18 protein-coding genes are annotated in these 25912 nt (G+C 60.9%); 12 read left to right on the top strand and 6 right to left on the bottom strand.

Annotated elements, in window-relative coordinates:
- Positions 1-107 (bottom strand): NAD-binding protein (locus tag JQ587_RS24695; protein ID WP_143199629.1); only part of this gene is annotated, 107 nt, incomplete at its 3' end.
- 187 nt (positions 108-294) lie between these two features.
- Positions 295-1314: an NAD-dependent epimerase gene (locus JQ587_RS24690; RefSeq protein ID WP_212299835.1), complete on the bottom strand. Its 1020-nt coding sequence runs from the start codon at positions 1312-1314 to the stop codon at positions 295-297.
- Positions 1315-1612: 298 nt separating this feature from the next.
- On the opposite strand from JQ587_RS24690, the gene JQ587_RS24685 reads away from it, so the two are divergent.
- The 8 genes from JQ587_RS24685 to JQ587_RS24650 all read left to right on the top strand — a co-directional run bounded on the left by JQ587_RS24685 (position 1613) and on the right by JQ587_RS24650 (position 12140).
- Positions 1613-2728: a glycosyltransferase family 4 protein gene (locus tag JQ587_RS24685; RefSeq protein ID WP_249154500.1), complete on the top strand. Its 1116-nt coding sequence runs from the start codon at positions 1613-1615 to the stop codon at positions 2726-2728.
- A 13-nt stretch (positions 2729-2741) separates the two neighbouring features.
- Entirely contained in the window at positions 2742-3953 is a 1212-nt protein-coding gene (locus JQ587_RS24680; protein ID WP_349629531.1) for a glycosyltransferase, read from the top strand.
- 455 nt (positions 3954-4408) lie between these two features.
- Positions 4409-5608: a polysaccharide biosynthesis/export family protein gene (locus JQ587_RS24675; protein ID WP_249154499.1), complete on the top strand. Its 1200-nt coding sequence runs from the start codon at positions 4409-4411 to the stop codon at positions 5606-5608.
- 222 nt (positions 5609-5830) lie between these two features.
- A complete protein-coding gene (locus JQ587_RS24670; protein ID WP_212299838.1) occupies positions 5831-7033 on the top strand; it encodes a glycosyltransferase family 4 protein in 1203 nt (400 codons plus the stop codon).
- A gap of 51 nt (positions 7034-7084) precedes the next feature.
- Entirely contained in the window at positions 7085-8284 is a 1200-nt protein-coding gene (locus JQ587_RS24665; RefSeq protein WP_212299839.1) for a glycosyltransferase family 4 protein, read from the top strand.
- Between the two features lie 27 nt (positions 8285-8311).
- Positions 8312-9724, top strand: coding sequence for a polysaccharide biosynthesis protein (locus JQ587_RS24660; protein ID WP_212299840.1), 1413 nt, complete (start codon positions 8312-8314; stop codon positions 9722-9724).
- Between the two features lie 182 nt (positions 9725-9906).
- Positions 9907-11349 (top strand): oligosaccharide flippase family protein, encoded by a 1443-nt coding sequence (locus JQ587_RS24655; RefSeq protein ID WP_212299841.1) that lies wholly within the window; start codon positions 9907-9909, stop codon positions 11347-11349.
- A 44-nt stretch (positions 11350-11393) separates the two neighbouring features.
- Positions 11394-12140, top strand: coding sequence for a hypothetical protein (locus JQ587_RS24650; RefSeq protein WP_212299842.1), 747 nt, complete (start codon positions 11394-11396; stop codon positions 12138-12140).
- 35 nt (positions 12141-12175) lie between these two features.
- On the opposite strand, the gene JQ587_RS24645 is transcribed toward JQ587_RS24650, so the two are convergent.
- Positions 12176-13276 carry a glycoside hydrolase family protein gene (locus JQ587_RS24645; RefSeq protein ID WP_212299843.1) on the bottom strand — a complete coding sequence of 367 codons (1101 nt, stop codon included), beginning with the start codon at positions 13274-13276 and terminating at the stop codon, positions 12176-12178.
- A 246-nt stretch (positions 13277-13522) separates the two neighbouring features.
- On the opposite strand from JQ587_RS24645, the gene JQ587_RS24640 reads away from it, so the two are divergent.
- The 4 genes from JQ587_RS24640 to JQ587_RS24625 all read left to right on the top strand — a co-directional run bounded on the left by JQ587_RS24640 (position 13523) and on the right by JQ587_RS24625 (position 22303).
- Positions 13523-14632 (top strand): glycosyltransferase, encoded by a 1110-nt coding sequence (locus tag JQ587_RS24640; RefSeq protein ID WP_212299844.1) that lies wholly within the window; start codon positions 13523-13525, stop codon positions 14630-14632.
- 260 nt (positions 14633-14892) lie between these two features.
- Complete coding sequence (locus tag JQ587_RS24635; RefSeq protein WP_212427000.1) at positions 14893-19503, top strand: beta strand repeat-containing protein; 4611 nt, start codon at positions 14893-14895, stop codon at positions 19501-19503.
- A 189-nt stretch (positions 19504-19692) separates the two neighbouring features.
- Complete coding sequence (locus tag JQ587_RS24630) at positions 19693-20811, top strand: acyltransferase family protein (RefSeq protein WP_212426999.1); 1119 nt, start codon at positions 19693-19695, stop codon at positions 20809-20811.
- 145 nt (positions 20812-20956) lie between these two features.
- Positions 20957-22303, top strand: a complete 1347-nt coding sequence (locus JQ587_RS24625; RefSeq protein WP_212426998.1) for an acyltransferase family protein — start codon at positions 20957-20959, stop codon at positions 22301-22303.
- A 28-nt stretch (positions 22304-22331) separates the two neighbouring features.
- On the opposite strand, the gene JQ587_RS24620 is transcribed toward JQ587_RS24625, so the two are convergent.
- From JQ587_RS24620 to JQ587_RS24610, 3 genes are read right to left on the bottom strand one after another with little or no spacing between them, the layout of a single operon-like run.
- Positions 22332-23426, bottom strand: a complete 1095-nt coding sequence (locus tag JQ587_RS24620) for an acyltransferase family protein (RefSeq protein ID WP_212426997.1) — start codon at positions 23424-23426, stop codon at positions 22332-22334.
- Positions 23423-24550 carry an acyltransferase family protein gene (locus tag JQ587_RS24615; protein ID WP_249154497.1) on the bottom strand — a complete coding sequence of 376 codons (1128 nt, stop codon included), beginning with the start codon at positions 24548-24550 and terminating at the stop codon, positions 23423-23425. The genes JQ587_RS24620 and JQ587_RS24615 overlap by 4 nt, the downstream gene beginning before the upstream one ends.
- Complete coding sequence (locus tag JQ587_RS24610; protein WP_212426996.1) at positions 24537-25907, bottom strand: hypothetical protein; 1371 nt, start codon at positions 25905-25907, stop codon at positions 24537-24539. The genes JQ587_RS24615 and JQ587_RS24610 overlap by 14 nt, the downstream gene beginning before the upstream one ends.
- Between the last annotated feature and the right edge of the window lie 5 nt (positions 25908-25912).

The raw sequence follows: 25912 nt of genomic DNA, 5'->3' as shown, positions 1-25912 counted from the left end.
ATCTTCTTCTCATCCTTGTCGACACAGGTGACGTCGTGGCCGAAATCCGCAAAGCAGGCTCCGGACACCAGTCCCACATAGCCCGTGCCGATCATCGCGATTCGCATGAAAAACTCTTTCCGTTGAAGGCGGATGTTCCACTGAACACCCTAGACCAATTCTCTATCCGGTCGCACGCCCAACATTAGGGCAGGTTGCATCGCGAACCGAATAAACCTTAGCCGCCGCGAATGACAGGCAGACCACTCCGGCTTCCGGCCGAGCGGCTTTCGCGCCTTGCATCCGACTGGGCGATCACACGCGGTGATACTCTCGATACCATTCGACGAAGCGGGCGAGGCCTTCCGCGATGGGCGTCGACGGAGCGAAACCGACGTCGCGCTGGAGGGCGGAAATGTCAGCCCGTGTTTCGAGGACGTCACCGGCCTGCATCGGCAGGAGTTCGCGGATCGCGGGCTTGCCGATGATCATCTCCAGAGTCTCGACGAACTCGAGGAGCTTCACCGACTTGTTGTTGCCGATGTTGTAGACGCGATACGGCGCGTAGCTCGACGAATTTTCCGGGTGCTCCGCGTTCCACGCGGGATTTGGCGCTGCGGGCCGGTCGAGGGTGCGGATCACGCCTTCGACGATGTCGTCGACATAGGTGAAGTCGCGCCACATATCGCCATTATTGAAAATCTTGATCGGCTCATTCGCAAAGATCGCACGCGTGAACAGCCAGGCGGCCATGTCGGGCCGGCCCCACGGACCATAGACGGTGAAGAAGCGAAGGCCGGTCACCGGCAGCTTGTGAACATGCGCAAAGGTGTGCGCCATCAACTCGTTGGCCTTCTTGCTCGCGGCATAAAGGCTGACCGGATGGTTCACCGATTGCTCGGTGGAGTACGGCAAGGTGCGATTGGCACCATAGACCGAGCTCGACGAGGCATACACGAGATGCGCCAGGCCGTGGCGCCGGCCGGCCTCGAGCACGGTGACGAAGCCGTCACAATTGGCGCGAATACTGGTGATGGGATCGTCGATCGAGGCGCGGACGCCCGGCTGCGCCGCGAGGTGAACGACCCGATCGGGCGAAACCTCGTTGAACACGTGCGTCACCGCGGCGAAATCTGCGAGATCGATCTCGTAGAATTTGAAACCACCGGCGTGCTCGAGCGTTGCAAGGCGCGCCCGCTTCAGAGCCGGATCGTAATACGGAGTGAACGAATCGATGCCGACGACCTGCTCGCCACGCGCCAACAGCCGTTTACAAACGTGCATTCCGATAAAGCCGGCAGCGCCGGTCACGATCACTGGTCGCAAACTTGTCATCTCGTTCATTCCGCGAAGCAATGCCAGACCGGGACATCAGAGGCAAGATTGGACGATGATGACAATCATCATCAATCCAATCGGGTCCACACACATCGGCATGTAAGCACATCGAAATGTGTAGGAAACATGATGGCGTCATGCATCCTCGCATGCTAACCGCCTTGCAAGGATGCTCGGATGACAGCGCGACACGTGCTACACGCCATAGACCGTGCACTATGAATCGTACGCTCGACGCGAATGCTCAGTCTTGAGGCATCGTTCGCGCAAGAGACGCGCAAAGAAAAGATCGACCTTGAGATTCTCCATCAACGGCAGGTTCCTGTCACAGTCGCTCACGGGCGTGCAGCGCTATGCAGCCGAAATAGTCAAGGCGATGGACCACTTGCTCGCGAGCAAATCGGCACCTTCGCAACTGCTGGATGCAGACTGGCAAATGCTGACGCCGCCGGATGCGCAAAAACTCCCCGGTCTCCGCCGCATTCAAGTCAAGCAGGTCGGAACGCTGCAAGGGCACGCGTGGGACCAGATTGATTTGGCGCGAGCGGCCGCCGGCACGCGCCTCGTCAGCCTCGCCAATTCCGGCCCGGTGTTCCATCGCAACCACTTGGTTGTCCTTCATGACGCACAAGTTTTCAGGCGGCCGGACTTCTTCAGCTGGCGCTATCTCGCCCTGCATCGGACGCTCGGCCATTTGCTGGCGCGCAGAGCAACGATCGCAACGGTTTCCGCGTTTTCTCGTAACGAACTTGCCGAGGTACTGTCACTGGACCCCGCCTCGATCCCCGTCATTCCGAACAGCGCAGAGCATTTCGCCACTGTCGATCCGGATTTCTCGATCATCGAGACGCTGCGCCTTGCGCCCCACCAGTTCTTTCTCTTCGTCGGCTCGATGACGAAGAACAAGAATGTCGAGACCGCCATCCGTGCGGCCGAGCGGCTCGGCCGAGCGGATTTCCCGCTCGTCGTGGTCGGAGGCGACAATAGCAAGGTCTTTGGGGGCGGCACGAGCGAGTCGAGGAACGGGATCATCATTGCTGGCCGCCTCAAGGACGAGGAGATCGCAGCGCTGTTCGCCCGCGCTGCGGCGTTCGTTTTTCCAAGCCTTTACGAGGGCTTCGGTATCCCTCCCCTGGAAGCGATGTATTTCGCCTGTCCGGTCATTGCGAGTTCCGCCCCTGCGATTCGCGAGACCTGCACTGACGCCGCCGTCTATTTCGATCCGCTCGATGCGGACGAATTGTCGACCCGAATGCGCGAAAGAATTGATCTCGGCAGAATATCGACAGTGGAACAAGAGCGGCAGCGGCAACGGCTGGCAACTTATTCGTGGGCCAAATCGGCCGCAATCATGCTCGAATTCCTTGCCAAGCTGAATCCTGAAACCGCAGGCAGTCGCTCGATACGATGATGCGGCCCAAATTTTGCTGCGTGGATGCGCGACAAATGGTTTCTGCAAGACAAGGAAGGATCGACCGTTGTTGCCTAGCGGCCTGAAGGTTCTGCACGTCGCCGAAACGGTCAGAGGCGGCATTGCGACCTATCTCAACGAGCTCCATCCCCACCAATGCGCGAGCTTTGGGCAGGGAAACGTTCACTACGTCATTCCGTCCGACCATCGCAGCGACCTGGTGAATATCGCGGACGACGCCGTGACCACGTTTCCGCGCGACGGTCGTAGCGCGGTCGGCCTGTTTCACATGCTGTCCGCAACCATGCGCGCAGTCCGGCAGCTTCAGCCGGACATCATTCACCTTCACTCGTCATTCGCCGGGCTGGTCGTGCGCCCGGTGCTGTGGCTCGCCAACCGACGTTCGCGCATCGTCTACTGCCCGCACGGTTGGGCGTTCGGCCGCGAGACGGGTCGTCTCAGCCGCGACGTCACTGAGTTTACCGAGCTCGCGCTGTCGAAGCTCACCCACCGCATCGTCTGCATCTCTGAAAGCGAGCGAGCGGATGCCCTGCGGGTCGGAATTGCGGCTGAACGCCTAGTCCTTGTGCACAACGGGATTTCCAAGCAACGGCCCGCGCTCGATACAGGTGCAGCGCCTTGGCGGTCGGAGAAGATCAGAGTCCTTTTCATCGGACGGCTGGATCGCCAGAAGGGATATGATCTCCTCATCAAGGCTGCCCGCGCGCTCGGAGACACGCTTGATGTGCGCCTGATCGGCGCCTCGGTCGTCAGCAAGTTCCACGAAAGCGACTTGCCCGCCAACGTCTCGATGCTCGGCTGGATGAACCGCAGCCAGATCGAGGCCGAACTGGACCAGGCTGACATGGTCGCGATTCCTTCGCGTTGGGAGGCGTTTGGCTTGGTGGCAATCGAGGCGATGCGCGCGGCCAAGCCGATCATCGCATTCCGCATCGGCGCGCTGCCGGAAATCGTCGAAGATGGCGTGACTGGGGTCCTCTGCAACGAAGTCTCGCCCGAAAAGCTGATCGAGGGATTTCAGCGCGCAAGCCAGCTCGATCTGCCTGCGGTCGGCCGTGCCGGATTCGAGCGCTTCAGCCGCCTCTACAACATCGAGCAGACCCACCGCACCCTGACTCAGGTGTATGCCGACGCTCTGCACACGCCCGCGCACGAAGCCGGGCAGCAGACCAAGCTACAGTCCGATTTCTCGAACAATCTGTGATCAACGACACTGGCCGATCGGGCAATCCGACGCCGCCGACAAGGAGTCAGGGTTCCAAATCGAAGCGTCGACGAAAATGGAACTCGCTCGCCGACAGCGATGCAGCCTTTCGCAGGGCGCGCTTGCAAAGACAAACGCACTTCAGATCAAAATCAGCGCTTCATGCTTAGAGCAGTTCGACTCGCGAGATCGCGCTTTGGCCTTAATCGCGACACTGATCCGTCGTTCGCGTGTCAACTTTGCGAGCTGCATAGAAAAGAGGATGCTCCGCGCAACATTTAGACAGTCATCCAGACGTGTCTCGAATTCCCAAGTTGCAAGAAGGTCACAGCCATACGTGCTTTACTATAAACACGAAGACGCGGCAGTGACTCAGTAGCTGGACAGTTGCTACGGTCATTCAGAGTTTAGGTGTGTGTGAGGGAACAACATTGGCTAAGACCGAACGAGCGCATTTGAAATTCGGGATTAGCCGGATTCTGACCGCGGCTGCGATCAGCGTTTCTCTGGCGGGCTGCGCGGGCTTCATTCCGCTGGACGCGCCTGATGCCGTCGCCACGCAAACACATGCCGCGCTGGTCACCGAACCGAGCGCGCCACTGGCCTATGCGCTGATGCCGGTCAATCCGGCGGTGCTGCAGGCGACCAACGCGTTGACGGACGGTGCCGGACAGATCTTCTCTCACCTCCCCGGCGGCAATTATCGCGACGTCACGATCGGCGTGGGCGACATCGTCATCGTCACCGTCTACGAAGCCCAGGCGGGCGGCCTGTTCATTCCGCGCGAAGCCGGCGTGAGGCCGGGCAACTTCGTCGACATTCCGCGCCAGCAGGTCGACCAGTCCGGCAACATCAACATCCCCTACGCCGGATCGATCAAGGTCTCCGGACTGACACCGCGCGCCGTGTCGAACATCGTGCGCGAACGCCTCAAGGATCGCGCCATCGATCCGCAGGTGGTCGTGAGCGTTGCAGAACAGCGCGGCAACCAGGTCAGCGTGCTCGGCGAAGTCAATTCGCCGCAGCGCTTCCCGATCGATCCGGGCGGCATCCGCCTGATGAGCGCGATCGCGCGTGCAGGCGGCCCCAAATACCCGTCTTACGAGAGCACGATCACGATCAAGCGCGAAGGACGCACCTTTAACGAGTCGATGTCGTCGGTGGTGCATCATCCCAGCGAGGACGTGCTGCTCGCGCCAGGCGATGTCGTCTTCCTTACCCGTATTCCGAGAGTGTATATGGCGTTCGGCTCGACGCCGTCGCCGGGATCGATTGGCGGCACCAACAACCGCCGCTTCACCTTCGAGAACGACAACATGTCGTTGGCCGAAGCACTGGCCAAGGCCGGCGGCCTCGACGGAACGCGGGCGGATTCCAAATCCATCTATGTGTATCGTTTCGAACCGAAGCCGCTGCTCCAGCAGGTCGGGGTCGACGTGTCGCAATTCCCGACCAAGACCGTCCCCGCCGTCTACAAGTTCGACATGAGCAAGCCGGACGGCTGGTTCCAGGCTGACACGTTCCGGATGCGCGATCACGACGTGATTTCGGTCGCGGAGTCGCCGTCGACCGAATTCGTCAAGCTCATGAACCCGCTCGACGCAGCCTCGACGAATGCGTCGAACATCTCCACTGTCGTGGTCAACTCCAAGTAAGAGCAGTCGCGCTCTCTCTTCTCGCCTGCCCGGACGAATCTCGCTGTTGGCGAAGGTCCGGGCAGGATGTCATGGCCTGCTTCTTGAATATCGCATGACAATTTCGGCCTCGTTCCCGGCGTGATCGTTCACGCCGTTTTGGGTTCGAATGCGATTGCAGATCCCGCTGTTGCGTGGCAAGCGAGGTGCGCCCCCGTCTTCGATCAACGTACGAGGCGATCGTTGAAGATACTCATCGTGAACACCCTCTATCCACCCGACATCATGGGCGGAGCCGAGGTATCCGTATCGCTGCTTGCAGAAGCTTTCATGCGCAACGGCCATCAAGTTGCCGTCGTCTGCCTGCAGAAGGCGGGCGATGTCGCGATCGGAGATCGCAACGGCATCCGTACCTACCGGGTGCAGATCGACAATACATACTGGCCGTTCGGACAGACGCAGAAACCACCGAGGCTCGACCGCCTGCGCTGGCACTTGCGTGATACCTGGAACAGGCGTGCCGGCAAACGCTTTGGCGCGATTCTCGACACCGAAAAGCCTGATGTCGTTCACACCAACAATCTGACCGGATTCTCCGTGTCGCTGTGGGCGGAGGCCAAGCGCCGCAACATTCGCGTCGTCCACACGCTGCGCGACTACTCGCTCATCTGCAAGCGATCGACGCTCTTCAGCAACGGCACCACCTGCGAGCAGCGCTGCCTGGCATGCAAGACGATGACCATGCCTTATCTGTACGCCTCCCGCATGGTCGACGCGGTGGTCTCGAACAGCCAATATGTGCTGGACCGGCACCTGAAACTGGGTTTCTTCCCGGGCGTACCACACAAGGTGGTCTACAACATCGCTGACGCCAGCGTCGGGCCTGCGCCGCCGTCTCCCGATGCCGACCTGACTTTCGGCTTCATCGGCCGAATTGAGCCCGAAAAAGGCATCGACGTCGTTCTTAAAGCGGTCTCACAGCTGCCCGATTCCGGCTGGCAACTCAAAATCGCCGGAAAGGGCCTCGAAGCTTACGAACGAGAACTGAAGGGACAGTATGGTCATCCGAGGATCAAATGGCTTGGCTTCGTAAAGTCCGCGGAATTTTACTCCGCCGTGGATGTTTGCCTCATTAGCTCCGTCTGGCCGGAGCCGTTGCCGCGGACACTGATTGAAAGCATCAATGCCGGACGCGCGACCATTTGCTCTACGGCCGGCGGAATACCAGAAATCTCTCATTTCTCGACGACACTCGGCTCTTACGAGCCAAGTGACTTCCACAAACTCGCCCAACTGATGAAGCAGGCAATCAGTGAAGCGCCAAAATGGAAGCAGACTTTTCCACCCCGGCCTGACTTTGCAGCCAGCTTCACACCGGAAGCTGTCACCCGACAATATCTCGACGTCTATTTGGAAGGCACCTCGAATCCCCATGGAGATAGATGAGAACAACTCTCGGGGTTCGTTCACCGAATTTTATTGGATGAGATCCTTGCTATGAGGATATTGATCACATCGTCACTGTACCCGACACCGGGCGCACCGAAGGTGGTCGGCGGGGCCGAGATATTCGTGCGCCGCATTGCCGAAGGCCTTTTAAAGAGTGGCGATGCCGTCGAAATCGTTCGCGCCGCCTCGCTGCCCGACCAGGTGATGGAGACAAGCAACGGCATCGACGTGTATTCGGCGCCGGTCAAGAACATCTATCGTCCTTTCACCGGACAACGGAGCGCGCCGGCGCGAGGCTTGTGGCATGCGATGGAGGACTGGAGCGGAAGCGCCGATCTCGTTGCCGACAGAATCAAGGCCTTCAAGCCCGACGTGCTGCACTCGAACAACCTCTCGGGCCTCACCACGGCCGTATGGAAGGTCGCAGCCGAGCTCAATGTGCCGGTCCTCCATACGTTGCACGACTACTACCTGACCTGCCCGCGCTGCTCGCGCTTCTCGAAGGGGAAGGCCTGTGAGCACACCTGCATGAGCTGCAGGCTGCTGACCGTCCATCGCCGAAGCGCAACCAGATATCTGCGCGGCATCGTCGGCGTGAGCCAGCGCATCCTCGACATCCATCTGGAGATGGGCCTGTTCGCCGATACCGAGCTGCGCAGGGTCATTTCCCATGCATCGACCATGCCGGTCTCCGCGCCGTCGAAGCATGCCGCGGGCCCGGTCCTGACCCTCGGCTTCATCGGCCGCCTGACGGAAGAGAAGGGCATCTATAATCTCGTCAAGGCGCTCGCCTGTCTGCCCCATGACCGGGTACGGCTGGTCATCGCCGGCGTCGCAGAGCCGGAGATTCAGCACGAGCTCAGGACCATGGCGCCGAAGGCCAGCATCGAATTTCTCGGCTTCGTCGAGCCGGAGACATTCTACCGTCAGATCGACGTGGTCGTGATTCCCCCGATCTGGGAGGAGCCGGGGCCGCTCGTCGTCGCCGACGCCCAGGCGGCGCGCAAGCCGTTCCTGGGGACGCAATTCGGCGGGATCCCCGAAGCCGTGGAGCGCGGTGCCGTCGGCTGGCTGACCGCACCCGATCCGAAGTCGCTCGCGGACAGCATTCTGCGCATCATGTCGCATCCGGAGGAGTTGGCCGCGATGGTCGACAGGCTCGCTGCGCAGGACGATCATCGGACCTTCACGGACGTCATCGCCGAGTATCGCGACGCCTTCGAACTTCTGAGCCGGCGCAAGCATTAGCCCTCAGATGAGCAGCCTGAACCTCCCATGACCCGCCTGTTCGCACTTGTCGGGGTCGTCTACCAGAGTGCGGCGGCGATCATCCTCATCTTTCTGCTCGGCCGTGTTCTCTCGCCGCTTGCCTACGCCACGTTCTCGCTCACGCTCGCCTCCAGTCAGCTGCTCAGCGTGCTGATGTTCGAGTGGCTGCAATTGGCCGGCGTGCGCTTTCTGGCCGCGGCCGTGCAGGACGACGCCGCGCGCCTGAGAACGTCCCTGTTCGGCGCCGCGCTTGCCAGCGCACTCACGCTGCTGGCGGTCGGCGGCCTCGCCGTTTCGATCGCGAGCCCGATTGCCGCGAGCGTGGGCTTCGTCGGCCTTGCCCTGGCCGTGGCTCAAGGCGCGACGGATCTGCACTTCATGGTTGTCCGGGTCTCGCACCGGCTCGGCGCGGCCGCGTTTCTCCTCATTCTCCGAGCCACCCTGATGGTGGGCGGAGCGACGGCCGGCGCCTGGTTTCAAGGCACCGCGCAGGCAGCGCTGCTCGGCATGCTCGGCGCCCAAATCGCCAGCCTGATCGCCGGGCAAGTGCTGCACCCTCACAAGCTTCAGAAAGTGGCGCGTCCGGCCCTGCTCGAGGATTGGAGTGGCTTCGCGCGTTACGGCATGCTCGCAGCCGGCGCTTCGGTGCTGCATCTTTCGGTTCCGGTCTCGATCCGCTTCGTCGTCGTGTCGGCCCTGGGTGCGAGCGCCCCCGCCGTCACTGCGGGCTTCTCGATGGCGATCGACCTGCTGCAGCGGCCGTTCGCGGTGCTCGTTGCGGCGATTCATACCGTCAACTACCCAGAAGTCGTCCATCAATACGAGCGCGGCAGCGCGGACGACGCCCGTGCGGCCGTCGCGCATCTGCTCGACTTCATCATGTGCGCGACGCTGGTGATGCTCGGAGGTCTGATCGGCTTTCTGCCCGATGCAGGGCAATTGTTCGTTCCGGCGTCCATTCTGACGAGCTTTCTGCAGACGTCGGCAGCAGCGGCGTGCTTCTATTTCATGCACTGCCATCTGCAATCCACGCTCGCAATCGCGCCACATTTGACGAAATCCGCCACGCGGCTCGTCGTCGTCGCCCTCTGCCAATTGCTGCTCGTCCTCGCCGTGGCCGCGCCGACACAAGCCGTCACGGGAATGCCGACCTCTGTCCTGATCGGAGCGACCGTCGCGACCGCGATCGTCATCGTGCTCGCAGCAGGGCCGATGCTCCGGTTCGGCGCCACGCCACGATGGGGTCTCGTCGCCGCATCTGTGGCGAGCGCCGTCTTCATCGGCGCATTTTCAGCTGTTCCCTCGATATCACCGGTCTGGCTGGGCGCGAAGATTGTGGCCGCAACCGCGATTGTCGCACTGCTCGGCTGGAAAGGGCGCTTCCTCGAAGCGGCCGGCGCGTCCCGATCGGATGTGTAACGACAGCGTGACGCCGTGATGCTCTCCAGAATGGAAAATGGTTTGCCCAACAACTTGGCAATTCCTGCTGCCCGATTGCTTGTCTTGCCAGTTGTGCATGTGCGAGATAAACGCGCGGGTGCAGGGCTGGGCCGTATGGAACCTGAGTGGGCGTCATCGCGTGGCGCCCGGAGATCGACGTAATGCTGAAAAATCTGCTGTCGATGTCCGGCATGAATGTCCTCAAATCCGGCCTGCAGTTCGCGATGACCGTCATGATGACGTATTTCGCGGCCCCGGCCGAATTTGGTCTCGTCACCTTTTCGCTGCCCTTCGTCGGATTCATCGCGCTCCTGACGGATCTCGGCATGTCGAGCGCCATGGTGCAGCGGGCGACGCTCGACCGGGACGATGCCGGCGCCGCGATCACGCTGATCTGCGCCATCGGCTTGCTCTGCGCCGTGATCCTGGCCGTCATCTCCGCGCCTCTCGCCGCCGGTCTCGAGATGGAGGGACTGGGAAGCGTGCTTGCTACGCTGTCGATCTCGGTGGTGCTCTCCATCGCCGCGCTCGGTCCGCGTGCCGTTCTCGAACGGCATTTGCGTTACCAGGTCGTCGCGAGCGTCGAGATCATCGCCGTCATCATTTCGGTGCTCACATGCGTTCTCGGCGCCGTTCTGGGCTGGGGCGTCTGGGCGCTGGTCGCCTACTACGTGGTCGTCCAGGTCGTTCGCGCCGCGGCCTTCGCATTCATCGCGCGGAAGGACGTGCAGCTCAACTTTCAATGGCACCGCGTGCGCTCGATCCTGACCTTCGGCGGCTGGGTGCTGGCAAGCAATCTGCTCAACTTTGCCGGCCGCGCGGTCGGCAACCTCCTGATCGGCGGCGCCGTCGGCGCGGCCGCCGTCGGCCTGTACGGCCTAGCCTACCAGATCATGATCCTTCCGCTGATGGTGATCACCTGGCCCGGCAGCGGCGTGCTCATGGCGACGCTCAGCCGTCAGGCCGCAAAGGGATCGCTGAAGGAGCGTAACCAGATCATCTGCGGTGTGCTGTCGCTGACGGCAGCCGTGGTCTTTCCCGGCATGCTGTATCTCACGTTCGGCGCCGACTATCTCTTCACGACGTTCTTTCCCGCCAAATGGACCGGCATCATCCCGCTGGTCGGGCTGATGTCGATCGCCGGCGCTGCGCAGTCGATCACGGCCTATAGCGGGGCCATGCTGCTGTCGCGCGGCAAGGCTCAGCTGCAGTTCTGGGTTTCGACGGCGAACAGCATCTCGACGATCGTGGCGTTCGTCATCGGACTGAGATTCGGGCTGATCGGGATCATCAAGATCTATCTTGCGGTGACGCTGTTCGTGTCCGTCGCCACGATGCTGATCACATCCTGGGAGACCAGGCTGCCGGTTCTCGATCTGGTCAAGGCGCTTGCGCCCGCAACGGTCGCTACGATGCTCGGCCTCGTTGCCGCAAATCGCATCATGGAGATGGCCGCCACGCCGAAATCGGCCTGGCTGCTCGGCACCACCGCCTACGTCCTGACGATCGCGATCAGCTATCTGCTGTTTCATCGCCAGTTGGCACGGAGCCTGCTGGGCTTGCGCGATCTCGAGCTGAACAAGGAGCGCGTCGCCGCCACCTAGCCGCGCCGCCGCAAGGGATTGACGAGATGACATCGAAAGGACCCATGAACATTCTGATCATGACGGCGACCATCACGCCGAAAGCCGACGTGCGAAGCCTCGGCCGCAAGGATCCCGCGCTCCGCCGCAAGGACTATGAGGACGCGCTCTGGTTCTACGGCCGCCTGGTCGGCCAATGCATCGACCGGATCGTCTTTGTCGAGAATTCGGAATCCGACCTGTCCAGCCTCGAGGCCATCGCCGAACAATTGAAGATCGCCGACAAGATCGAGTTCGTCTCCTTTCCGGGGCTCGACTACCCGCAGATGTATGGCCGCGGCTACGGCGAGCTGTTCCTGCTCGACTACGCCATGGAGAACTCGCGGTTCATCAGGGAATGCGATGCCGATACCCCGATCTGGAAGGTCACCGGCCGCTACATCGTCCTGAATCTCGCCAAGCTGATCCAGAAGCGCCCGAAAGCCTTCGACTTCTACGTCAACATGCGCAACTACCCCAAAAGGGTCGTCGACATGTACATGATGGCGTGGACCAAAGCAGGCTATCGTCAATATCTGCAGGGCAAGTGCAAGCTCTATCAAGAGACATCCGCCGCCGCGTTTCCAGAGAAGGCGCTGCGCGACGATTTCGACGCCGCGGCGAGGACGTCAAAATTCGTGCGACGATTCCGGACGGTGCCGCTCGTAAGCGGCATCCGCGGCCTCGACAACAAGGGATATGCGACCGACAACATCTGGAAGTTCTACATCCGGGTCGCACTGGACACCGTTTGTCCGTGGCTCTGGATCTAGGTCCGGTGCTGCCGTAGGCGCGGCACGACCCGCGCCTACATTCCCCTCTTGCTCAGCTCCTCTGCCTCGTGCGGCGCCAGGTTCTTTCCTGCAAACCGTGACAACATGTAGAGCGGGATCTTCGGCGTGTTGATGTCGTACATCAGGCCGAAGCGGTTTTCCGGCGGGGCCTTCTTCGGCTCGTCGAGCATCTCGTAGATCAGCACGCTCTCGACGTCGGCGTCGACCTGGTTGGCGATGAAGCTCAAAGTGGCGTGCAGGCTCTTGTAGCACGCCTCGGTGAGGGGCTTGCCGGCTTCGTTCTCGTAGGCCGGCTTGTAGATCTCGGCGCAATTGACCTCGTTGAAGACGACCGGCTTGCCATAGGTCGCGAGCTTCTTGAACAGGTTGTAGGGCTGCCTGCTGCCGCCCCAGGCGCGGTTTGGATTCTGGTTCAGGACTTCATAATAGTGGTAGGAAATCACGTCGAAGCCGACGCCCTTCGACGCCATGAAGTCGAGGAAGCCGAACATGGTCGAGGTGGTGTTGAGCACGCGGCGCAAATGCGTCCCATGCTCGCGATTGATCTTGTCGATCGCATCCGACATGCCCTTGAGGACCGCGACCCAGTCGTTCATGACCGGCATGTCGAATTCCTCGGCGGTCCAGCCGTGGCCAAAGAGCTTCTTGCCGCTGGAATCCAGTGCCAGAAGGTTGATCTCGTTGCCCATCTCCCAATCGTTGATCTGATCCTTGAAATTGATCACGAAGGTGTAGGTTCTCGAATAGGCCTGCTGATACAGCGCATTCCAGTCCCCGGCCGGATACTTGCCGCCATCGGTGCGATCGCCCCAGGCAAACGGGGTCGACAAGATCGGCTTGAGCGTGATGCCGTAGGTCTTGGCGAGTGCGAGCATGTCGCGGAACATCTGCACTTCGTAGGGATCGGTATCCCGCGCGAGGTTCGCCCCGACCCTGTACTGCGTGAGCCCGCGCGCCCGCATCACCTCGAAAATCGCCTTCAGGTCTGCGCGCCGTCCGTCGGGGCCATCGACCCCCCATGTGAGCGGACCTGCGCTGGCATTCTCGACGGATGTCACAAGACCGAGTGCCAGCAACAACATCGCCAGAAACACTCTCTTGACTGACTGGAACATTGCGCCTCCGTGCGCCCGAGAAATGGCATGCGTCCGATTCCGATCCACCATCACCTGCATCTGTACGACCGACCTTCACAAAATGATCACAATGTCCCCTCACCGGCAAAGCGCAGCCGCTGCTGGAGCGAACGACACGTTTGCACGCTTTTGTGGCGAAAATTGCCGGCGGAATTGCCGTTCCAATTCGACTGAGTATCTATAATGTCGCCTGAACGAAACGACTTAACGCCTAGCGAGAATAACGTGTCGAACGCTCCCCTCGAATCGAAGCCACCGATCGCTCTCAATCGCGCGATCGACGCGGGTCGCTCGGTCGCATGTGTCATCGTGACTTACGGGCGGCGCGAGCAGTTGGTGCGGCGGACGGTTGCGGCGGTTCAGACCAACCCCGCGGTCAAACGCGTGATCGTGGTCGACAATGGATGCAACCGCCCGGTTATGATTGAGGATTTCGCAACCGAGCCACCCGTCGACGTCATCAGGCTCGCTTCGAATCTGGGATCGGCCGGCGGCTTTCACGCCGGCATCACCGCCGCCCAGCGGCTCGAAGATAAAGACATAGGGTTCGTCCTGATTCTGGACGACGACAATGTCGGCGAAGACGGTTTCCTGGAGCGCCTGCTCGCGCTGCATACAGCGCTCGGCGCGACGGATGACATCGGGCTGTGCGCGTTACGCAGGCATCGGGGCATCTATCCGACTCTGCTCGCAGATCAGAGCGCCGTGGCGATCCGCCCAAACTCGTTCCTGAACTTTCATCTCGCCTCGCTTCCGTCGAAGCTGTGGCGACGGTTTGCGCGATCGGCCCGGCAAGATCCGGAGAATTACGGGGAGTTCCACCTGCGCCGGATCGAGACCGCCCCCTATGGCGGATTGCTGCTGCCGATGGCCGCCGTCCGCAAGGTTTCACCCCCGAACAAGGATTTCGTCCTCTACAGCGACGATCATGACTACTCGCTGCGCCTGATGGACGCCGGCGTCGCTGTCTATCTGACCGATGTGGGCTGCATCAACGACGCGGAAGAATCGTGGGACAAGCCCAACACCAGCGCACGCAGCGCGCTCGTCAGCCCGGACGCGCCGGCCTGGCGGCTCTATTATGCCTGCCGGAACCGGATCCTGATCGAGAAACGGTACACAACCTCCCCGATTATATATCGAATCAACCGAACGAGCTACGTCGGCCTCCTCGCGATCGAGGCACTCCTGGCCTATCGCAGTCTTAGTGGCGCCAGAAAGGCACTTCGGCCGCTCGTGGAAGCCATCGCAGATGGCGATGCGCAGCGGCTCGGATGGCGAACCGAATATCAATTGCCCGGTGCGTCTGCATCGAACACTGCGTCGGCGCATTAGCGCGCAACGAGACGCTGTCGTTGCGCGAACGCTTCACATGGAACATTCCGTATAACAACGGGGCATTCGTGAATCGTATTTAGGCAATCGCGGCGAGTTCCTGTGCGGAACAAGCAGTGTCGCGCAATGTGCTGAAAATACTTGCAGTTCGTTCCGCGAAAAGCCGCGGTTACCTACATCTTTAGCCTTCTTTCTAACGTCACTGACAAACTCTACCGCTACGCAATGGAGCAACACAGCGGGCATCACCAGAGTAAGTCATGGCGACCATCACCAGCACCGATCAAACCGTTCTCTCCGCAAGTTCGTTCACGAGTTCCATCGGCGTCAACACACACGTGTCGTATGCGTGGGGCAGCTACAACAATCTCGCGCTCGTCGAAGCGGACCTCAAATATCTCGGCGTCACCACGCTTCGCGACGGTTTGACCAACATCCCGGCAGCACAACCTGTGCTTGATGGCCTGGCGAACGACGGATACAAGTTCGATCTCGGCGTTTCATCGTCGATCCCGGCGACGGGTACAGCCGGTTTGCAGCAATACATTGCCGCGCTCGACGCGTTCCAGGCGGCACACCCGGGCAGCGTCATTGCGCTCGAAGGCTTGAACGAAGTCAATCTCCAGGCGTTCAGCTACAACGGCAGCTCGTCGATCGAGGCGGCCGCGCAATTTCAGCAGGCGCTTTACAGCGCGATCAAGGCCGATGCGTCCCTCGCGAAGCTTCCGGTCTACAATCTGACCCTCGGCTACGACGACCCCGCGGATTTCGCCAAGCTCGGCGATCTCGGCGGGTCCTCGGACTACGCGAACTCCCACGCCTATGTCAGCACCGGCACCACGCCGGCGGCCGCGCTCGCCTCAGCGCTGAGCCTCGCGAGCTCGGTGTCATCAGGCGATCCCACCGTCATCACCGAGACCGGCTACACCACGCTGGGCACCACGCCGTATCTCGGCGTCAACGAATCGGTCCAGGCGAAATCGATCCTCAACACCTTGATGGATGCCTTCAAGGACGGCGTCGGCACGACCTATCTCTACGAGCTGCTCGATCGCAATTCGTCGAGCAGCGACACCGATCCGCAGAGCCATTTCGGACTGTTCTATGACGACGGCACGCCCAAGCTCGCTGCCACCGCCGTTCATAACCTGACGACGATCCTCAACGACGACGGAACCGGCAGCGGCCAGCCGACGAGCCCGTTGAGCTATACGCTGAGCAACATGCCGGACTCCGGCAACAGCCTGGTGCTCGGCAAGAGCAACGGCGCCTATGATCTCGTCGTCTGGGCCGAACCGAAGGTCTGGGATCCGAAGACGAACACCGAGATCAGCAATCCAAGCCAGACCGTCACGGTTCAGCTCGACGGCGTGCACCAATCCATCAAGGTTTACGATCCCACCGGCGGCACCGACCCGATCGCGACCTATACCAATGTCAGCTCGTTCACGGTTCCCGTGAGCGATCACCCCATCATCATCGAAATCGACGGCGCGGCCCGGGCGTCCTCAAATCCGGCCGGCGCCACCGACGTCACCGGCACGGCCGCCCAGATCGTCGCGGAGCTCGCCGATCTCTCCGCATCCACGACCCTGCAATCGATCACGCTGACGGACACCCACGTGCTCGCCGTCGCGTCGGTGTCGACGATGAACTACATCATCTCGCACTATGGCAACGCGCTCGCGGCGATCCAGGGCGGTTACTCCTTCTCCGTCACGACCTCCACCACGAGCTGGAGCGAGACGAAATTCTTCAATGCCTCCGGCACGCAGACGGGAACGCAGACGTCGAACTTCAGCAACGGCGTCATCACCAGCAAATCGCTCGTCAACGTCGATTCGAGCAGCGACACGATCCTGTACGCCAACGGCGTGAAGACGCAGGAAGTGATCGTGAGTGTGGACGGCACCAAACAGACCACCAACTACAATTCCGACGGCAGCATCTCGAGCGAGACCGTCATCAGTTCGAACAAGTCGATCACGACGACGGTCTACACGAGCGGCCTGAAGTCCAAGGTCTACGTGACCAATGCCGATGGAACGCACACCAACACGTTCTACGGCATCACCGGGCAGGCCTATACGACCCAGATCCAGACGCTCAAAGCCGATGGGACGATCACCTCCATCACCAATTTGCACGCCGACGGCACGACACAATACGCAAAAGTGCTCAACGCCGACGGCAGCACCACTACGGATCTCTACAATAGCGCGGGTCAGAAGACGTCGGAGGTGCGCAACGATGCCGACGGCTCGAGCCTGACCACGAACTACAACACATCCGGCGCGGTGACGCAGACCATTGCGAAGACTGCGGGGGGTGCCAGCACGACCACGAACTACAGCGCCGGCGTGCTAGCCTCGATCTACATCACCAGCGCCGACGGTACCAAGGAAGCCAAGCTGTTCACGGCTGGCGTAATCGCCAGCGATCAGGTCCAGAAGACCGACGGATCGTCGTCGATGACGGTTTATGCCAACGGCGTCAAATCCAAGGTGTACGTCACCAACGCCGACGGCACCCACACCAACACCTTCTACAACATCACCGGCCAAGCCTACACAACGCAGATCCAGACGACCAAGGCCGACGGAACGGTCACTTCCATCACCCAGCTGCACGCCGACGGCACGACGCAGTACACCAAGATCACCAATGCGGACGGCGGCACCACCACCGGCTTCTACAACACGGCCGGGCAGAAAATCACCGACGTCCAAAACTACCAGGACGGCTCAAGTCTCACGACGACCTACAACACATCAGGGGTCGCGACGCAGACGGTTTCCAAGGCCGTCAACGGCCCCACCACGACGACGAACCTCAGCGCGGGCGTTCCGACGTCGATCTACATCATCGGCGCTGACGGCAGCAAGGAAACCAAGCTGTACACAGCCGGCGTGATCGCCAGCGATCTGGTCCAGAACACCGATGGATCGTCGACGATGACGGTCTATGTCAGCGGCGTGAAATCGAAAGTGTATGTCACCCACGCCGACGGCACCCACACCAACACCTTCTACAACATCACCGGCCAGCCCTATACGACGCAGATCCAGACCACCAAGGCGGACGGAACGATCACCGCCTTCACCAATCTGCATGCCGACGGCACGACGCAGTACACCAAGATCACCAATGCCGACGGCAGCACCACCACCGGCCTCTACAACACGGCCGGGCAGAAGGTCACGGAGGTGCGCAACTACACCGACGGCTCGAGCCTCACCACGACCTACAACACCTCGGGTGTCGTGACCCAGACCGTGGCCAAGGCAACCGACGGCACCACCACGACCACCAACCTCAGCGCCGGTGTCCAGACCTCGATCTACGTCACCAGCGCCGACGGCACCAAGGAAACCAAGCTGTTCACGGCCGGCGTGATCGCCAGCGATCTCGTCCAGAAGACCGACGGCTCGTCGACGATGACGGTCTTCGCCGATGGCGTGAAATCCAAGGTGTATGCCACCAACGCCGACGGCACCCACACCAACACGTTCTACAACATCACCGGTCAGGCCTACACGACCGAGATCCAGAAGACCAAGGCCGACGGCACCATCACGGCGATCACCGACCTGCACGCGGACGGCACCTTGCAGTACACCAAGGTCATCAACTCCGACGGCAGCATCACCACCGATCAGTATGACGGCACCGGCAACAAGACCACCGAGATCATCAACTACGCCGACGGTTCGACGCTGACGTCCGCCTACAATACGGCAGGAGCCGTCACGCAGACGGTCGCGAAGGCCAGCGGCAATTCCACGACGACCAACTACAGCAGCGGCGTCAAGACGTCGGTCTACATCACCCACGCGGATGGCTCGAAGGAGTCCGATCTCTACACGTCCGGTCACCTGACCAGCACCCTGATCCAGAATACCGACGGCTCGTCGTCGACGACGGTCTACAGCAACGATATCAAGACCGCGACCTACGAAACGCACGCCGACGGCACGCACACCAACACGTTCTTCAACGTCACCGGCAAGGCCTACACGACCGAGATCCAGCAGAGCAAGGCGGACGGCACGATCACGTCGATCACCGATCTGCACGCCGACGGCACCCTGCAATACACCAAGGTCGTCAATTCGGACGGCAGCATCACCACGGACCTGTACGACTCGACGGGCCACAAGACGACCGAGGTGCAGAACTACACCGACGGTTCGACCCTGTCGTCCACCTACGACACCACCGGCAGCGTAACCCAGACGGTGGCGAAGGCCAACGGCAACACCACGACGACCAACTTCAGCAGCGGCGTCAAGACATCGGTCTACATCAACAATGCCGACGGCTCGAAGGACACCCAGACCTATTCGAGCGGCAAGATCGCCAGCGACTACGTCCAGAACACCGACGGCTCGAACTCGACGACCGTTTACACGGATGGCGTCAAGGCGAAGATGTACGTCAACAATGCCGACGGCTCGCACGACAATTTCTACTTCAACGCCACCAACACCGAACACGACGCCTACAATACGGCCGGCAATTTGACCTATGTCGACATCCTGAACTCGGACGGCACACACAACGCATCGGCCAAGGTCGCGGGCATCACGCTCGCCGGCGGCACCGGAAACGACACGTTTGCGATGGCCGGCGCCGGATCGACCACGATCTCCTTCAGCGGCGGCAACGACACGGTGAACGGCTTCCACGCCGGATCGGCCACCGGCCACGACACGGTCGCGATCGCCAAGCTGATGGCCACCGACTACAGCCAGCTCCAGCTCAGCCAGTCCGGCGCCGACACCCTGATTCACGTCACGGCGAACGACACCATCCTGCTCAAGAATGTCGTTGCCGCGAACGTGACCAGCAGCGACTTCCTGTTCGTCTGATCGATCGGGGATTGCGTGCGGCGGGCCTCGCCCCGCCACACGCAATCCGGTATCGACAACGCGCCCTCATGCAGCCCCGTTATTGCTGCAGCATTGCCTCATCCATCATCATCGCGCCAAAAAACTAGGGTTTGACCGATCGCTGATGCGATCGGTAGAACCGGGAACCAGCGCGGCATCGAGGCGACATTGACGGATATCGAGGGTGCACGCTCCCCCAAGGGCGGGATCGTGCCGGGAATTCAATACCTGCGCGGTTTTGCAGCCATTCTGGTGGTGATCTGGCACGTCAACTGGCTGGTCAGCCTGCCACCGTCCTATGGCGAGAGCCCGTTTGCGCTTGCTGAAACCGGCCTGTTCGGCGTCGCAATCTTCTTCGTCATCAGCGGCTTTATCATCACGATTGTTTCATTCGGTCCGGCGCGCAGCACGCGCGCAGAATTCTTTGCCCGCCGCTTCGTGCGCATCATTCCCTTCATGTGGGTGTGCGTGATCGGATACAACCTGCTGTCGATGGCCGGCACGGCAAGGATCGATCTTCTCCCGGGCCTGCGAGCCATGGCGCTCTGGCCGATAGGAGAGCTGCGGCCCCACGTGGTCTGGACACTCCGGCACGAGTTCATCTTCTATATCCTGTTCGCACTCACCATGTTGCGGCCGCGCCCGCTGTCATATGTGCTGGTCGCCTGGTTCCTTGCGCCGCTGGCGTGGTATGCGGCGTCTCGCGTGCTGGCTTGGCCGGAACTGCTGCAGCCCGAAAGTTCAGGCCTCGCGCTCGCAACCGTGGTCGGTTACGGCAACATCATGATGCCGAACCTTCAGTTCGGCATGGGTTTTGCGTTGGGCCTGCTATGGCTGAAGGGGCATTTCCTGGTGCAAAGCCGATTCCCGGCGGCATTTCTGCTCACGCTCGTTGCGACCATTCTTGCAACCGCCCTTGTCGGGGCGACACTGTCGGAAGACAACGCCCTCCGCGCCCTGTGGTGGACCTTGTTCGCGACGATCGTCGTCTGGCTCGGCATCGTCTCGGCCGAGAAGTCCGGAGCGCTGCATTCGCTCGGCATGCTGCTCGGCGATGCCTCCTATTCGATCTATCTCACCCACGCCGCGACTGCGGTCGTGCTGATTCAGATATCGGCCCGCCTCCACAATCCGCTGCCGCCCGCGCTGTTCGTCATCGCTGCGGTGGCCTTGTCGGTCGCCGCCGGGATCCTGATCCATTGGTATGTCGAGCAGCCGCTCATTGCCTGTTGCCGCAGGCTCGGACGCCGCCGCTCGATTGTCGCGGAGCGGCGATCGATTGGCTGAATGCCGCAATTCGGCGCTATGCCAAGAACCGTGCCAAGGCCTGCGCCAAGGCCGCCTCGCCGCCATGAATTGGCTTCAACTTCGTGGCATCCGCTGATGCCGCCAAAATAGGCGCACGAAAGGCCCAAGGGAAAGGCCCAAGAGAATGTCGCAGCCGGATCGAGACGCAGAGCTCGCAACCGTGTCGTTGCCGGGCGCACTCGGCCGCGAGCGCCTCTCCACTCCAACACGCCTCTGGCGGCTGCCCGACATCATCCGGTCGGGCCTGGCGCGGCACGACACCGCGGAAAGCATTCTGGCCAGGAACAAGGGTCTCGGACCGGGCTTCAACATGATGCGGCACCTGCTGTCGCTGGTCATCCTGTCGCATCATTGTCGTGTCGCAGTTGCCGGCCTGTTCGCCGGGGCTGCCTTCGTCAAGAAGCTCGATGAACCGGGAATGGCCGTCTATGTCCTCAGGGATCCCGGCGCCGCCGCTTTCGACAAGATGGGAGGACTGACTGCGCTGTCCTTCGGCCACCTCCACGCCTCCGAAATCATCCAGGAGCTGCTTCGGCCAGGGTTGATCGCGCTCGTCGGAATGTTCTTCGCGCTCAGCGGCTTCCTGGTCACCGGCAGCGCCATCAAGAATCCGGATCTGAAGACGTTCTTCATCAACCGCGTGTTGCGGATCGTCCCGGCCCTCAGCGTCGAGGTGACGCTCTGCGCCCTCCTGGTCGGACCGCTGCTGACGCAATTGCCGCTGTCGCACTATTTCTCCGACTATCAGTTCTACCGCTACTTCGGCAACATCGTCGGCCACGTCACGTTTGAGCTGCCGGGCCTGTTCGTGCACAATCCCTGGCCGGAGATGGTCAATGCCAATCTCTGGACCCTGCCCTGGGAGCTCTGGTGCTACGTCTTCGCCGTCGCGCTCCTGTTCTTGCGCATGATCTCGGGTGAGCCGCAAAAGATCCGCTGGATCACGCTTCTGGTCGGCGCAGCGCTGCTCGCCGAACTGATCGCCTACTTCATCGATCCCGCGACCTTCAACGTCCGGTCCGATTCGACGCGGCTGGCCGGCTGGTATCTGGTTTACATGTTCTTCTTCGGCATGGTGTTCCGCCTCCACGCGAAATACGTGCCGATTCACTGGGCGATCTTTGCAGGCTCTGCGCTCTGCTACGCGGCGATCATGTGGCTCAACGTTCTGCTGCCGCTGGCGGGGATCTTCCTGACCTACTGCACGGTCTACATCGGCATGCAGAGTTTCAAGGCGTTCGATCGCCTGTTCAGCCAGGATCTTTCCTACGGCATCTATCTCTACGGTTTCCCGATCACGCAGGCGACGATCGACATCTTCCGGCGCATGCTGGGGCCGGATCACCACCTCTCGCTGGCGGTGATCCTGCCGATTGTCATCGTGCTGACCCTCGGCTTTGCGGCTTTCTCCTGGAACTTCATCGAGAAACCGGCGCTGCGGCTGCGCCGGTTCTATCAGAGGCCGGCCTGACGGAACCGGGCGTTGTCCGGCTCGAGGATCACGCCGGGCTGCGCTCCGCCCGCTTTCCGAACAGGGCGCTCCGGAATGTGCTGTCGATCAGCCGGCGGAAGCGGACCTCGATGAGCTCATAGCTCATGGCGCTGGCGATCAGCACCAGCACGGTCCCGATGATGACGAAACCCGACCACAGCACCCATCGATCGTAGCCGCGCTCGACCAGCTTCAGCCCCATCATCTGCAACGGAAACAGCATGAAGGGATGGACCAGGTAGAAGCTGTAGCTGATCTTGCCGAGGTATTGCAGCGGCTGCGCCTTGAGGATCCCGGAAACGCCGGAGCCCGGCGCAAGCACCATTCCGAACAGGAGGAAGCCGGGAACGAGGCTGACAAAGGGGTGAAAGAGGTCGAGCGCCGCATACATCGCGGCAAAGCAGATCAGGCCGGCAGCCAGTCCCAGCGGACCGGACGCAGGAATGCGGATGTTGGTGGCGCTGAACAGCATGCCGATGCCGAAGAACGCCGCGATCGGGAAATGCAGCAGGCAGATCACGGCGACCACCATCATCGGTGCCGCCAGCCACCAGTTCTTGAGCTGGATGACCGCACAAAACGTGAGCGCAAACCAGATGTAGAATGCCCATTCGTAGGTCAGCGTCCAGGCGTTCTGCTGGGCGATCGGCAAGCCGAGTGCATTCTGCAGGAAGAACAGGTTCGCGATGAAGATCTCCACGTAGCCCGGAAGGTCCAAGCCGCGGAAGAACTTGTAGCCGACGAACGGCCCGACCAGGAACAGCGTCAGGTGCAGGATGACGAACAGCGGCATGATGCGCAGAACGCGGTCGTAGATGAACTTCCCGATCGACGCATGCCTCACCAGGCTTGCCGGAATCAGGAAGCCGCTGATCATGAAGAACAGCTCGACGCCGTGCCCGCCCGAGTTGAGCACCGCTTGAAGCCACGGCCAGATCGGCGGCAGGAAGCCTGCGCCGGGAACGTCAGGCATACCGCCCTTCGGCATGTCACGAAAATGACAGATCAGGACGGTGAGCGCAGCGATTCCGCGCAATCCCTGAATTGACGCCACGAACGCGCCGCCGGACTCCGCGTAAGTTTTTTCGTTTTGGTTGCTCATTCGGCCCCCTGTCCCCGCAGCGACGGCTGAAGCGCGACTGCGGTAAATGCCTGCGAACGAAACCGGTGACCGAAGGCCACCATCGGCTTCTCCACAGCGAGATAGTTCAACCAGCTGACCAAGATCGACACCAAGCCAATTCCGACTACAAAGAGAGACCATTGGCCCGGGCTCTGACCCGTTCCGAAAACCTGCACGATCACCACGAGCACATAGGGGCTCATCAGGTAGACCGAATAGCTGATACGGCCGACAAAGGACAGGACGCTCGAGGCCCCGCGCTCGCCGAGCGCGGCAAACACCAGGAACACGACGGCAGCCCCGATATAGGCGGCTCCCATGCCGTAAGCGCAGAAGAAATTGTCCTGATAATCCACACCATAGCGCCGATAGGCGCAGGCGGCCGCGTAGAGCACGTAAAGCAGCGTGCAGATCGCGACATGACGCCATTGCAGGCGCTCGCCGATCGCAGCATCGCGCACCACCTTGCCGAGGAACATCGCTGTCAGGTCCAGCATGAGCTCGAGCAGACCCCAGACGAGATGGTTCTTGACGAAAGGGAAGGCCGCGATGGCGGTCACAGAGGCGGCGACGACGATCAAAATGGCGGTCCAGCGCACCCTGAGAAGCCCGATCGCAAACAGCGCGATACATCCGACATAAAAGATCAGCTCAACGGCAAGCGTCCAATATCCGATGTTGAGGTTCTGGATGTTCACGAACATCTGCAACATGGTGATGTTGGCGACGATCTGCGACAGCGAAAACGCCTTCCCCTCGAACGTCGGCGCAATGAGCAGGACAACGACGATCGACATCCAATAGGCCGGATAGAGCCTGAAGAAGCGGCTGATGGCAAAGTCCCGGATCGGCGCGGAGCTGTTCGGAAAACTGTTCGGAATCACGAAGCCGCTGACGAAGAAGAACAGCACGACGCCGAACCGGCCGAAATTGAAGTACTCGCCGACCGCATTGTGGAAGATCCGGTAGTAGCCGCCGGCCGCCTGGTTCAGCACGACCTGCTCCAGCGCATGCTGGAGCAGCACCGACAGAACAGCGATGCCGCGTAAGGTATCTATGAATGCGAGCCGCCTGTGCATCACCGGTCCTTCAGCTCGATTCATTCAGCCGGGGCGTCGCTCCGCCCATTGCGGGCACGCCCTGGGCGGCGATGGTCGGGTGCAACGTGAGACGTCGTTTCGGCTTTCCGCCCTGGAAAACGAAGGAAGCCCGCCTCGAGAACACGCCGCTGAAGATGAACGACATCAGCAGCAGGCCCGACGCCGGCCCGTAGTCGGCCACGGTGATGCTGAAGATGTTCAGCACGAATGTGAGGGACAGTTTGTAGATGTCGGTCGTCAGCAACGTCGCACGGATGACGAAGAACATGAAGACGACGAAAGGCAGGCCAAACATCAGGAAGGTGACGAGATAGAAATTATCGACCGGCACCCAATAGGACGTCAGGTTCGAAAACTGATTCATCGGATAGTTGAAGCAGCCCACACCGCATCCGGTGATGTAGCCGATCGGCATCAACTGAGACATGAAGACGAACGGCTTCTGCCAACTGTTGTTGATCCGGTCGACCAGGCTGAAGAGAAACGCCTTTTGACCGACCGACGTCCCGCCAAAGACCAGGATCAGGAAGATCGGAACAAGGATCGTGGCATAGGACCATGCCGCCAACATCCTCAGAGTCGGGAAACGCATCTTTTCAGGCATTGCCCGGATGACGAGCAACGCGATGAGATACATCGCGAGAACGCCCATGGTCGTCTTACTCGTCGTCAGCTTCAACGCATAGAGCGCAAGCCCGCCGCAAATGAGGCACCACCACACGTTCTTTCGTATCGACGTCATGACGAAGCCAACCAGAATGAAGAGGCTGACGACGGTGCTGTCCTCGCAAAAACCGGAGAGCCGCTGCTCGGAGCCGGCCCACCACAGCCGCCCCGCCTGGCGCTTCACGCCGAACGCCTCATAGGTGTAATTGAGCCACGGCGCCTTCCAATGCGCCGACAGGACCACGCCGAAGATCGATGCGTAGAACAGTATCGACATCAGCAGCAGAAGCTTCTTGTAGGCAGCGGTGTCCGAATCGCAAAAGCTGAAGCCGATGAAGACAGGCAGGATCATCTTGAAAGACGAGGCGAACGCCGTGAAGTTGCCCAGGAAAAGATAACCGATCCCGAGCGACAGAAAGATCCACACCAGCACGACCAGGGCAATGATGCTGCGGTTCTGGATGATACAGCGGTGAATGAACAGGAAGAGACAGATGAGCCCGAAAGCATCCGGTATGAACCAGATCGAGCTCAGATGGGCAATGTAGAGATAATATCGCGCGGCGGCCGAGAAATCGTCGCGCAGGAAATACGTCGCCATCGCAACGGCTTCGAGACTGAACGCCCCCCACATCAACAGCGGGAGTCGCAGGAGCGGCATCGTCCGGCGCAGCGCTAGCGTTGTCGTCGTCATATTCG

It is taken from the genome of Bradyrhizobium manausense (assembly GCF_018130615.1).
In the GTDB taxonomy this organism is placed as follows: domain Bacteria; phylum Pseudomonadota; class Alphaproteobacteria; order Rhizobiales; family Xanthobacteraceae; genus Bradyrhizobium; species Bradyrhizobium manausense_A.
The sequence above is the reverse complement of the archived record's forward strand: the minus strand, read 5'-3'. Positions and strand labels throughout refer to the sequence as shown.